4 protein-coding genes are annotated in these 14,062 nt (G+C 46.6%); 1 reads left to right on the forward strand and 3 read right to left on the reverse strand.

Annotated elements, in window-relative coordinates; all coding sequences use genetic code 11:
* Positions 1 to 45 precede the first annotated feature (45 nt).
* On the reverse strand, positions 46 to 4,662 hold the full coding sequence (locus D9603_RS01525) for a non-ribosomal peptide synthetase (protein ID WP_128729787.1): 4,617 nt from the start codon (positions 4,660 to 4,662) through the stop codon (positions 46 to 48).
* 235 nt (positions 4,663 to 4,897) lie between these two features.
* Between D9603_RS01525 and D9603_RS01530 the strand changes: the two genes are divergently transcribed.
* On the forward strand, positions 4,898 to 7,060 hold the full coding sequence (locus tag D9603_RS01530; protein WP_128729788.1) for a TonB-dependent siderophore receptor: 2,163 nt from the start codon (positions 4,898 to 4,900) through the stop codon (positions 7,058 to 7,060).
* Between the two features lie 57 nt (positions 7,061 to 7,117).
* Here D9603_RS01530 and D9603_RS01535 read toward each other — a convergent pair whose 3' ends face one another.
* A complete protein-coding gene (locus D9603_RS01535) occupies positions 7,118 to 9,541 on the reverse strand; it encodes a penicillin acylase family protein (protein ID WP_128729789.1) in 2,424 nt (807 codons plus the stop codon).
* A 126-nt stretch (positions 9,542 to 9,667) separates the two neighbouring features.
* A complete protein-coding gene (locus tag D9603_RS01540) occupies positions 9,668 to 14,059 on the reverse strand; it encodes a type I polyketide synthase (protein ID WP_128729790.1) in 4,392 nt (1,463 codons plus the stop codon).
* Between the last annotated feature and the right edge of the window lie 3 nt (positions 14,060 to 14,062).

Consider the following 14,062-nt stretch of genomic DNA (forward strand, 5'->3'; position numbering starts at 1 on the left):
AGCCAAGCGCTAGGCTTGGCTTTTACTGTTGTGCTATTGCAGCTATTACTTAGCTTTAAATTTAGCAAACTTATTTGACTTGGGTTTATGGCCGCTGACAGCCGAAAGCGTTCGATAGTGCTCGCTGATGGCTGTATCAGGCTGAGCAATCAATGACAACAATAATGTGCGCCACTGCTGCAACCACAGACGCATCGCTGATCCGTCATACAATGCCTTTCTATAAAGCCAAGTGCATTCAATCTCATCATTAGGCGTGACAAATAACGCATTCGCAAACTTACTATACTTAGGTAAGTCGATCACCGCTGGCGTAAACGACACGCCTTGAGCTTGCCAGCTTGCTTTGGGTGCGTTTTGCATCACAAATAACTGCTGTAAAATTGGCGCATTAAACTGATCCCGAGGTGGATTTACCTGTTTAATGATTTCATCCAGACTCAATAACTGATGCTCCATCGTCGTTGCAAGTGTATGGTGCACAGTTTTTACCGCGTTCGCCATTGAGGTCGTTGTTGATAGCTGTGTTCTAACTGGCAGCACTTTCACAAAATAACCAATGATTTTTTCTAACTCAGGGACTTCTCTCCCTGCTAAGTCGGTACCTACCACTAAATCTTGCTGTTTAGTTACGTACTGCAAAAACAACAAATAAGCGGTCATCATGACTGAATTTAGCGAGACATGCTGTGATTGTGCAAATTGCCGCAATTGCTGGCTTTGCGCTTCAGAGAACACCAGACTTAGCTCTTCTCCAAGATCACTGGATTGCTCTGAAAGTGGTTTATGTGCAGGAAATAATGACAAAGCCGGAGCATCACGTAATGTATTACGCCAATAACTTTGCTGCGTTTTGGCCTCCTCACTCTGTAAGCGTTGCTGTTGCCAATGTGCAAAGTCGTCATACTCAATTGTCAGTTCAGCATCCTTATCTTGATGGCTATTACCATAAAAATTGCTTAAAGACTCAATAAAGATCGCAATCGACCAACCATCTGAAATAATATGGTGCATATTAACTAACAAGCGCAGGTGTTTTGGCGCAAGCCAAACTGCATTCACTTTCACAAGTGGGGGCGCGGCCAAGTCAAATTGATGTAACGACAACTGCTGTTGCTGATGTGCCAGCGCTTTGGCTTTAGCCTCATCATCTAAGGCACTGAAATCGAACTCTTCGATGACGATGCGTTTGTGTGCCGCGGCGTTCAGCCTAATTTCACCATCCACTTCAGCAAACCACGTACGTAGTGCAGATTGTTGCTCAACAAGCTTATCTAATGCCAGCTGTAGCTTTGTTACCTCAAGTTCGCCGTGCAGATCTACCCCTCCAAACATGTTGTAACTCATCGCTTCGCCTTTATTCAACGCCAACTGGTGTGCAACCCACAAGCTTCTTTGTCCAGGGGATGCCAAAGCAGGTGTATTTTGCGGCCTTTTTTCCAGTGGCAGTATCGCACTCTGTGGCTGATTAATCGCGTCTGCAAACTGCTCTAGCACCGGATTCAGCAATAAGATCTTAAGCGGTACAGCATAGCCAAGCGCTTTACCCAAAGCGGCAATAAACCGCAAAGCAATAATAGAGTCGCCACCGAGTTTAAAGAAGCTATCGTGGCGACTTATCTGCTCAAGGCCAAGCTGCGCTTGCCAAAGTGTGGCTATCAGCAGTTCCATTTTCCCCTCTGGCGCAATATAGTCGCGGGTTACTTGGAGGCTGGCTTTAGGTAACGCGGTTTTATCTACCTTGCCATTGACGGTTAGCGGAATGCTGTCTAAGGCGATAATATGCGCAGGGAGCATATATTGGGGTAAATGCTTTTCGAGATGGCTAAGCGCCGCGGGCACATCAATTTCGCTTGCAACCACATAGCCAATGATCCGAGAGTGAGTCGCCCCTTCCTCTACTATCGCCACCGCCTCGTCAACATTTGGTAGCGTGCATAGCTGGGCTTCAATTTCTGCCAGCTCAATACGATAGCCTCGAATTTTCACTTGGTTGTCACTGCGACCAAGGTAAAGCAAAGTGCCATCGGCCTCATAACGTACTATATCGCCTGTCCGATAGAGCCGACTACCGTCGTCACTAAAAGGGTTGGCAATAAAACGCTCTGCCGTTAGATCAGCACGACCTAGATAACCTTGTGCTAAGCCAGCGCCAGCAATGTATAACTCGCCAACCGCATTCGCAGGGCAATGGTTAAGATATTCATCTAAAACAAACAGCGCGGTATTGTTCAGTGCGTTAGAAATAGGTTGCACCGTATGCGTAGCACAGGATTGTGGGGTCACTAAAAATGCGGAGCACCCCACCACAGTTTCCGTTGGCCCATACTCGTTAATAAAGCGACTATTGATTAGATGACGTTGCAGCTTCGCCACTGTCCCCGACATCAGTTTATCTCCACCGATAACAAAGCAATGATGCAGCGAAGAAGTGATATGACGACCTAAGCTCAGCAAGCCATCAAGGTGTGCGGGAGTGAGCTTAAATAATGTATTGTCTGTTGCCTGTTGAATACACTCTGCTACTTGCTCCAGCAGTCCGTCATCTTGCGCAATCATATCAACACGTTTACCAGCATAAATGGGTACTAGCAGGCTGGTGATTGTGGCATCAAATGACAACGTTGAACTGACCACGGCTCGTGAGCATGTTGCCATGTAGCGCTCACTGGCATCGGCTAAGTAATTATTTAGTCCAGCAAAGGTCACCGCTACCCCTTTTGGCAGCCCAGTTGAACCTGATGTATAAAGCACATAAGCCAGTTGTTTACTATGACGTAATGGCGGCGTTAATGGCGCAGGCGTTTGTGTCATTAACTGTTGATACGGCACCTGCTCACATTGTATCGCTAGCGTCGTTTCAAGATCCGAAATAACCAATGCAACTTCACTGTTGTCTATTAAATACTGTTGTCGCGATTCAGGAAGTGAGGCATCAATCGGAACATATGTCATGCCCGCTTTTAGCACCCCAAAAATACTTACCAGTGCGGTAATATCGCGCGACATTCGCAGACCCACACGGCGCTGTGCAAGTATTCCTTTACTCTGTAGTATTGCAGCCACTTTATCGCTAAGCTGCACCAGTTCACCATAAGTCAGGACACCGGATTTACCTACTGCGGCAACCTGTTCAGGCTGTTGTTCACCATAGTATTGTAACTGTGCGAGCAGATCGGCACCCGGTTGAGTCGATTCACCGATAGGCAAACGGCTTGCTGTATCGCTTTGCCATAAACTTGCTTGTGTAATTGGCGTCGTCGAACATGAAGTCAGGTGGTTGAGTGCGGTAAAAAACGCTCTCTGGAACTGCGCGATAAACGGCGCTTGATAAAGCTCTTCTGCATAATAAAAGTGACACTGAACCCCTTCATTTTGTACATCGATAACATCCAAATGTAAGTCAAAAGGCATGGTAAAGCGATGTGCCTGCGCATGGCTGAGCGTCGCGTCACGTAACTGTTTGGCGCGCTGCTTATCACGACGAAGATAGTTGAACATCACTTGAAAGATCGGATGGGTGCCGTTCACTCGCTCAACCGCCAGTGCATCAATGAGCTGCTCAAAGGGTAAATCTTGGTTAGACTGCGCAAAATGGTGATACTGCTTGGCTTGCGCTATGAGTGTCGAAAAACTATCGTGCTCAGTAACACGTAGCGCACTCACTTGCGTATTCACAAAAAAGCCTATCACTCCTAAGGTCTCTGCTATATGGCGATTTGCCACGGGGACACCGACTAAGACATCTCGTTGACCACAAAAACGCTGTAGTGTCATTTGAAAAACGGTTAGCATCACCAAGTAAGGCGTGGTGCCAAAGCGCTCAGCGGTACTACTCACCGCCTGCACTATGTTCTCTGTCAATGTGGCGCTATGCGTCGCCATTGTGTAAGTCTCTAGACGCCTTGCTGACTCCGCAGCTGGTAACGTGATGGCCTCTATTTGTGTCGGAAGCTGCGCCACCCAATTGCGCTTTTGCTGCGCGAGCTTGGTGCTGTTATCTTGTGTCGCTTGCCAGCGGGCATAATCGATAAAGTCGACTTGTTTTTGTGTCGCAGGCGCTTTTCCGAGCGTGTATGCTTGGTAAACATCCACAAACTCATCAAATAAAATTTGCATCGAAGTGCCATCAGTGATGATATGGTGCATCACAATCAGCAATTCACAACGGCTCTCATGACTCACCAATACTACCCGCAATAGCGGCTCTGATAATAGATCGAATGGACGCATTGCATGGCTTAACTTATCAGCTGGTTGATTGGCATTTGTTTGTGCCATTGAGACCACTGAAAATTCAAAGTTAAGGTGTGGATTTTGCTGCTGATACACCCCAGCTTCGGTTTCGCAGAACTGGATCTGTAGTGCGCCATGGCGCGCCTGCAACACGTCAAAACTACGTTTGACCAACTCCGCATCTAATTGCCCATCAAAGTGCAAAGAGCCAGCTAAATTATATGCTTTATCATGCGGAGCAACTTTCCAAGCATACCAAAGGCGCTGCTGAGCTGCGGTCAAAGGCGCTTGTTCTTGTACCTCAGAGCGACTTAACAAGCTAACCTGAGCAGCATTTGCTCTTTGTTTTATTAGGTCATTTAGCTGTTGGGTTGATGTCGAGTGTAGCCGTGATTTTCGTTGGCGCTTTCTCGTTGGTGCTTCCACTTTCTTGTCTCCAGTTTAGGACAATGCAACTGCCATTTTTACTTGGCAAGTAGACGAGTGAAAAAATGAAAAAAACAGTCGCAAATAAAAATGATTCCTTTTACTAAATTTTTGTTTCGACTTTTCGTCCTACGGGTGCGCGCCAAAAGTGCGTTTTATACCAATTTGCTTAATAAACCATTAAGTCAAAATGGCATAACTGGCCAAAATAACAAAATCAGGAATGAAAAAACCCATGCGAAGCAAAGCTCATCAATCAGCAGCATTATCTCTTATGCTGTCACTGATATACTTCTCACCTACTACTTTAGCCAATACGCAGAACAGCACCAAAAACATCGAACGGATTGATGTGGTTGGTCAACCAATTAAACGTAACTCAGGCCCAACAGGTTTGGACCTTACCATCAAAGAAACCCCACAGTCTGTCACGGTATTAAGCCATGACTTTATCGACGATTTTGAGCTTGATGATCTGGAAGATGTCTTAGTTCAAGCAACTGGTATTTCTCGATATAAGTTTGGTGCAGGTGATAATACCGAATTTACCTCTCGCGGTTATCTTATCAATGCGTTGGTAAAAGATGGCTTACCAACCTCTATTGCAGGCCCTCAAGAAAGTCGTTTAGATACCATTGTCTATGACCGCGTAGAAGTACTAAGAGGTGCTGCAGGCTTAATGGCTGGAGCAGGACAGCCATCCGCGACCTTAAATGTGATCACTAAACAACCCGACAGAGATGGTTTTGTTGAAGTCGGTGCTGAGGTTGGCTCTTGGAATAAAGTGCGCTCGCATCTTGATGCAACTGGTGCGTTAACAGATGATAAAGCGCTTGCTGGCCGCCTTATTCTTGCTTATGAAGATAAAGACAGCTTTGTAGACAAAGAAAATAGCAACAAAATCGTTGCTTACACTCAGCTACACCATTATTTTTCTGATGATACTGAAGCGTCATTCACCGTACATTACCAAGATAGTGAACTAAAGCTGTCACCTTGGGGACTACCTATTTTTTATTCTGATGGCTCATCGGTAGAAATTGACAAAAAAACCAATCTATCTTCACCGGATAGCTTCAATGGCAATACTCATCAAAGTTACCACTTTAAATTATCGCATCAGCTCAACTTAGACTGGGCGCTTAACTTTGGTGCGCAGTACAGCAAAACAGAAGCTGACATTACCATGACCTACTTTAGTGGTAACCCTGACAAGCAAACAGGGTTGGGGTTACAAGGTGGTGATCGTCGCTGGGTAGAAACTGTAGATGGTACCAACTTTATTTTAGGTTTAGTGGGCCGCTTTGATCTATTCGACCGCTCGCATCAGGTCAATGTGACTTATCTCAATGCTGACTTCGAATCAACGGATGATCGTTATGAAGAGTTGGACGCAAACAAACGCACCGTTTTTTATCCACTTCAGTCAATTTATAATCGCCACCCGGCTTCACACTTGAATGCAACCGACAAGCAATTTATTGGTTATTGGGATAAAACAACAAAAGAACAAAGCTTGGCCATCAGCAGTAAATTGGTTCTTACTGATGATCTACACGCAGTCGCAGGTATCAAGTTTTTCGATTATGAACGCACCAATGAGCGTGACTTTGCGTGGAGTGGCTTCTCTAGCGATAAAGGAGATGAAAGCGGTGAAAGCTTATACCTAGGCTTTGTTTACGACATCAACGAACAAGTTAGTACATATGTCAGTTACACAGATGCTTATGAACCTCAGCTAGACAAAGTTGACGTAAACCTAAAGCAACTTGATCCAATCACCGCACGCAATATCGAAGTAGGCGTGAAAACGAATCTACTTGATGACCGTTTACGCCTAAACGTGGCTTATTTTGATAGCTTAAAAGAAGACTTTGGTGTCGTTATTCCTGAGTATGCGGATCAAAGACCAGCAAGGTATCGCCCTGTAGATGGTGCAGAAGCTGATGGCTTTGAAATCGAACTAAATGCGGATATTACTGATAACTGGCAAGTTAACCTTGGCTATAGTGATTTTGATGTCGTTGACGAAAACGGCGAAGACATTAACCTATATGCACCAAGACAAACACTCAATGTCAGCACTAAGTACACCTATGAAGCTTGGAGCTTTGGCTTAAACGCGACATGGGATACCGACAGAAAAGTAGACATTCTTAACGTACCGGGCGTTGACCTTGGCCTTCCAGCCGGTGGTCGTCGTGGTGCCGTACGTGCAGAGCAAGACGGCCAGACCCTGATCAATGCTCATGTTAAGTATGATTACTCAAAGCAGCTTAGCTTCAAACTTAATGTCAGTAACTTAACTGATGAAAGCTTCTACGATACTTACGGCTTCGTACCGAAGAAGTACAGTGAACCTCGCGCGTATAACTTCAGCGTAAAATACCGCTTTTAATAGCGGTTGACCAAAAAAGGGGCTAGCAGCCCCTTTTTTAATGTCTTTACGAAATAGTTATTGCTTAATAACGGTTGTCGATATTTGCGTCGTGGCAATGTCAGCGGCTTCAAAAGGTAACGTCACCAGCTTATTCTGTTCACTATAATGGCGGGTTTGATCGTTACTATTCTCTGCATCTGGATGTTGTGATTGAGAATAGGTTAACAGACCCTGTGCCTTCACTCCTGTTTGCTCAAAGTCCACAACCATCATCCAACTAGAACCAAAGTGGAGCTCGTATCCACGTTGTGACAACCCACTCCACAGCGGCCTGTTATTGTATGGCGTTGTTACAGATGGCGTTGCCACAGGTGCAAATATCGTTTGGTCAAGGCGATTTTGCGTTGCAAATACATTCAGCCCGCCCTCAACGTTCATATTACCCTGCCACACAAAACGCTGCCCGTGCTGCTCAAAGAATTGTAGCTCTCCAAGCGATGCCTCCAGTGTAAAGCCCGCATGGCGAATAATTTCACCCGCGATAGCCAGCTCTTTAAATAACGCTTCATCAATCCGAATATTGCGCGGCGTATTCACGGGATCTCGCGCATCAAAACTGACTTCAAAGTCTTCCCTATCATTGACTCTTGCAACAAATTCTCGCACTAGATGCGCCGCAATCGATGTTTGATTGAAGTGCCCATCCCATTTTTGCAAGGCTGCACAGCTTGGCGCAAGCGCAATTGATTGCTCATCAATCGTGATGGTTTTGCGTTGCCAACCTTGCTCACAAGCGGCAATGACATCGTCAATTATTGGAGTTATAAGCGCAGTATTCGATAACAAAATGGTCGCCACTTCATCAGCACTGAATTTATTATCAGCCCCGACTGGGTGACTCACGTTAGCTAGGGAGTGTCGTGTTCTGCGACTTTGCAATACACTGTGTTGACCATAAAGTGGAGAAACTTTAGCTATCGGTGCACTCGCATTGGCGAGCCAATATGAGTCATTTGCATTTTGCACGTAATCTGTACGTGTTAGCTTTGGTTTTGCTTCATACGGTACACTTTGCTGATAATAATACGCCGCCGAGTCACCTGGCAGCACTGGGACTCTGAACTTTGCAAAGTACTGCTTCGCCTGCGCGTTATCATTGAGATACTGTAATGCAATTGGCGGAAGGTCTGGCACATTGGCAGCATCGATATAAAATGTTTGTCCGTCTTTATCGGTATAAATCACATTATTAAACATCAAGCCATTGTGATCTTTAAAAGTTTGTTGGAACTCAGCGAGTGTTTGCGCTTTATTCAGTGCCAACCAATGATCGATTGCCGCAAAGCTATTTATATTGGTATTTTTTAATACATAGGCATGTTGCTCACTCCACTCTAACACTTTGGGGATTTCGACCAACATGCCACCTTCAGCTTTATACACAGGCTTGTGTAGCCTGTATATTTCACCTGAATCACTAAGCACTTCAATTGCGACATCCTTGACCGCTATCTGCTTCGTTTCGCCGTCAACAACATATTTTAATGGATCTGTTGAATCGAGCGTCAAACGATAAATTACGCTCTGTGTTGAGGCTGAATAGGTATGGCTCCATGCGATATTATGGTTAAAACCAATATTTACCGCTGCGGGGAAACCAAGTAATGATGCCCCCATTACATCTAGCTGACCTGGAATGTTGGCATGATACGCCCAAAAACGCATTTGCCCGGTCATAGGAAAGTGCGGATTTGCCATCAATAACCCTTTGCCATCATCACTTAGTGCACCACCAATTGCCCAAGCATTAGAGCCTTGAGTAACAAGCGTATCTGCACTTTGGACAGCAGCAAGGGGAGCGGTCAGTGAGACTGGCTTCGCTGCACTTGGCAGCCATTCATTAGCCTGTCCAGGATGAGCTTGTAAGATAGCCGTTGCAAACTGCCCAAGACTGGCTCCACTGCCTGCCGCGGCGATATTGGCAAGTACGTCAATTGCGGTGATTGGTTGCACCCAGTTTTGCCCTTGGCAGGTCGGCTCTAAACTCGCTTTACCCTCTTCTACCTCTGCCAGATACAAGTTAAAGCCCGCCGCAAAGCCCTCAGCTGCTGCTTGTGTATCTTCAGAAAGGTGGGGAAAGGCTAACTTAGCTTGCTGGTGAATGTCGGCAATCTTAAACAGGTAATCAGACATTACATGACGGTTGTCGCCCGCACGATGCAAATCAGCACCCAAATATTTAGCGCGCTCACCACGTACTCGCAAGTAACTATCCGCTAAAACACAAGCATGATCTTGTGCTTGTGCATAGCCGGAACCAAAAGCCAAAGAGCGCAGATCATGCGCTGTAACATGCGCAATACCAAACTCAGTACGCGTGATCTTCGCTTTAAGCTTGCTGTCGTCTTGTTTGTTATTACTTTGAATTGACGAGTAGTCGGCCTGACATGCTACAGAGCCAAATAATAGTAATGGAATGAGCAGTGTATTAGAGTTCATACCTATCCTTTTCTTGTTACTGAGTAGTAGAAACAATTGAAGTAGCGCTTCAATTAATTTCGAGGGTGAAATAAATCGCTTACATAAGGTGAGATATAAAAAACGGGTGATTATCACCCGTTTCAGTTATTGATTTTCTAGCTCTGCGACCAGCGCTTCCTCAACTAGAAATGCCAAGTTATCAATCGTGGGATCTTCAAAAAAGGCAGCTGGTGTGATTTCAACAGCAAAGATTTGCTTTGCTTTTGCTATCATCTGTATCGCTATCAGAGAGTCTCCACCTAACGCAAAAAAGTTATCGAAGATACCAACTTCTGTATAACCAAGAGACTCACACCACAAGTTAGCTAGGCGCTGCTCCAGCTCGCTTTCGGGCGCTTCAAACTCAACATCCAAAGATGGTCGCGCTTTACCTTGTGACGTCAGCGGCTGCGCAGAGTCAACGCTACTCAGGGTCTCAAGTAATGCTTGAAGTTTGATTTCACGCTGCGCCCAACTCATGGCTGCGGCATAAATATGTGGAACATCACTTGTAAGCGCCTGCTTGAATAATGCTGCGCCTTGTTCACGACTTAAACCAAGCCCACTTGCCACTTGCTGCCCTGCGGCCATGCCTATGTTGTCCCACCCATCCCAGTTAATAGTGCAAACGGGAAATGGTAACGCGCGATAAGTGACGGCATCAAGATAGGCATTCGCAGCACAATAGTCACTTTGCGCAAACGCCCCGAGTACGGAAGCGAGCGAAGAGCACAGTATCATTTTTGTTAACGAGTGCTGTGCAAATACGGTCAGTAAATTGTCCGCACCTGAGACTTTTGCGGCCAATGTCATCGTCACTTGCTCAGCGGTTAGCTGTGGCAGAACGCCACCTCCAGCAACTCCTGCGGCATGCACAACATGCGTAATACTGCCTAAGTTGGTCTCAGCTTTATAGACCGCATCGCTCAACTCGGTTAAATCAGTAACATCACCTTGTAATACCATTAAATCAGCTGCTGTGGTTTGTAATACACACAACTGCGTAAACAACGCCCTTTCATCTTCTGTGTCAGCGTTCGCTGCCAGTCGCTGCCATTGTGTTGGATCTGGTATTGCTCTGCGACTGAGTAGAGCAAGTTTATGTCCTTGCTGTGCAAGTTGCTCGGCAAGAACAAGGGCTACACCACCTAGGCCGCCGGTAATAAAGCTAACGGCTTGCTCAGTGCAAGCTGGCACTGCTGTCACCTCCGCCAGTGTCTGTTGTGACAAGCTAAAGGCGTTTTTACCACGGATCGCTACTTCCACGCTCTGATCGTAAAGTAAATGCTGAAGTAACGTCGAATTGAGCCTATTGTTCGCAGCGTTGGCAATCACTTCATCAACATCAAGTACTTGTATTGCTAACTCTGATGCTTCGTGGCGTAATGCCCGCGTTGCACCTAAAAGTGTCGCTTTTTGCGGTGATATAGCTTCATTTCCCAACACCGAAAATAGCCCAGTGGTCACAAGGCTTAACGCTGTTTTGTTAGCCACTGCCCATTGAAACAGTGCTAAGTGGCTCGAAAATGCCAATACATCATCACCGAGTAATCTTAAATCAAGGACTCTGTCGATACTGCCAGATTGTGCCGCAATCGCTTCTAGGGTTTCAGCTTGTTGCGTATCGCCACGGTATACTTGCGCCTGCTGCTGCTCAAAATCACGACTATGCCACAGTTGAAGTACTGTAACTTGCTGAGCTTGAAGTGCATTCACCAACACACCGCAAAGTGGGCTATCATCACAAATCACCAGCCATTGCTCTGCGCTCGGCACTTGGCTTGCGCTTGGTAGCGGTGGCGTTTGTTGCCAGATTGGCGTAAGTAACTCAGGGGGAGTGTCTTGCGATCCAACAACCTGTGCTTGCAACGGCTGTGCCTCTTGCCAAAAACGCGTGTCTGCAAATACATACTCTGGTGTGATCATCATTTGACCACTTGGATAGTCAGTGACTTGCTGCCAGCTAATCTCATGACCGCGCTGCCAAAGTGCCGCAAGCGTGTTGATAAAAGGAGGTATGGCCGCTTTCAGATCTCTTACATGTGCAATCGAGTGTAGCGCGAGTGCTTGCTCACCAAGATTCTGCATGCTGAGTTTTTGCAATGTATCGCCAGGGCCTGCTTCTATTAGCACTGGGCATGATTGCGCTAGCGTTTGTACACCTTGGGCAAACTTAACTGGCTTGCGGATATGATCCAGCCAATACTGTGTTGACGTTGCCTGAGTCGCCGTGATCCACTCTCCGGTAACATTAGAGACAAATGGCAGTGTTGGGGTATGTAGCTCAACCTTTGCTAGTGCCTCTGCAAAGGTTGCTAACACCGGTTCTGTCAGGTGACTATGAAATGCGTGAGAAACGTGTAAACGTGTACAGCTTATTTGCTGCTCTTTTAAGGTGCTTTGCAGCGCTTTGATAGCTGCTTTTGTCCCTGCCACCACCGTATTTTGAGGGCTATTTTGCGCGGCAATATCTAACTCAGAATGCAGATAAGTCTGTACTTGCTGCGCACTTGCCATCACCGATAACATCGCCCCTTCTGACATTTGCTGTAGCGCTTCACCGCGTGCGATGACCAGTGTAATGGCATCATCTACCGACATAACGCCAGCCAAACACGCAGCAACATATTCGCCAACGCTGTGGCCTAACATTGCATGTATTTGCACACCATGTGTCTGATAACATTTCGCCATCGCATACGCCACAATAAAGAGTGCAGGTTGTGTAACTCGGGTTTGATTTAAGAGCTGGTTGGCTGCCAAAATCTGCTCATCTGATGGGAAAAACACGGCTTGTAGCTCTGACTGGAGCTGACTTGGCACGCGTGCCATTACATCATCAAAGTGCGTTTTAAAAGCAGTGATATGCTGATATAAAGGCTGTGCCATCGTGACATATTGTGAACCTTGACCTGAAAACAACAAACCAACCGGCTCTGCTTTCGTGGTGGTACAATCAACCTGCTCACGACTTAATATCTCGAGCGCGTGAGTCGCATCTTTCACCGCAATGGCATGGCAGGCTGACAAGCGACGCTTCTTGTGTTGTAACTGCGCCGCAACTAAAGATAGCTGCTGCGGGTGCTGCTCTATAACTTTAGCCAGCTGCTGGCACTGTTTTTTAATACTGTCTGGGTTAGCCGCCGATATAGGCAAGATATGCCAAGGCGCGGTGTCACTTGTCCTTTCACCCTCGGGCGCTTGATACTCTTCAACAATCACATGTGCGTTTGTTCCACCCATACCAAGCGAGCTGACCGCAGCCCTGCGAGGAACATCACTGTGCCACGTTTGCACCTGCTGCGGTAAATAAAAAGGACTCGCCTCAAAGTCGATTTTACTATTGAGTGGCGTGCTGTGGATACTCGGTGGGATCTCTTTATGGCGTAAAGCTTGTATTGCTTTAATTAAACCTGTTACGCCAGCCGCTGAGTCTAAGTGACCAATATTCGCCTTGATTGAGCCAAGCGCGCAGTATTGTTTTTCAGTGTGTTGATATGCCTGCGATAAGGCGGCGACTTCGATAGGATCGCCAAGCTTAGTGCCGGTCCCGTGAGTTTCTATGTAGCCAATTGAGCGGGGATCAACATCAGCAAACTCGAGCGCCGCACGTATTGCACCCGCCTGCCCTGTGACACTCGGTGCGGTGTAGCCTACTTTGTCTCTACCGTCATTATTAATCGCCGAGCCTTTGATCACAGCTAAGATATGGTCGCCATCCTCTATGGCTTCCTCAACACGTTTGAGTACCACAGCAGCGCTACCACTACCAATTAAAATGCCATCCGCGTGCTCACCAAACGCGCTCAATTTACCGCTAGTCGATAAACTTCCACCTACTGGGGCAAGGTAGCCTTGGTCATCTAGTAGATTGAGCCACACCCCACCTGCAAGCGCACTATCACATTCATAGTTTTGCAACGCGCGGCAGGCCATGTGCACTGCCACCAAAGAAGTTGAGCAAGCAGTTTGCACCGTTACCGCCGGCCCAGTTAAATCTAATTCATAACTTACTCGAGTTGCCAGTGCGTCTTTTTCATTACCATTGGTGAGCGCCAATAAGCTAGTAATATCATTATCTTGCTGCTGGGGAAGTAGGTGTTTCAGCAAATATGCAGGCACACCACATCCTGCAAATACGCCGGTAAACTGGCCTGCTTCCATTAGGCCTGCCTGCTCTAACGCATGCCAGCAGGTTTGCAAAAATAGTCGCTGCTGCGGATCTAACTGGGTTGCTTCTTTTGGTGTGTAACCAAAAAATTCAGCATCAAACTGATCTTTATTGGCAAATGGGATAGCAGCCTTCACATAATCCGCATGTTCACGCTGTGCTTCGCTTACCCCCGCAGCTGCAAGCTCGTCATCAGTGAGGGTGTTAATCGCGCAGTGGCCACTACGAACGTTGTGCCATAATGCGTCAACATTATCCGCATCAGGAAAGCGGCCTGCCATACCTACCACGGCAATATCTAAAGGGTTAAATGTTTGCTCTGTCATCGT

Origin of the sequence: Pseudoalteromonas sp. PS5, assembly GCF_004103255.1 — a bacterium.
Lineage (GTDB): Bacteria > Pseudomonadota > Gammaproteobacteria > Enterobacterales > Alteromonadaceae > Pseudoalteromonas > Pseudoalteromonas peptidolytica.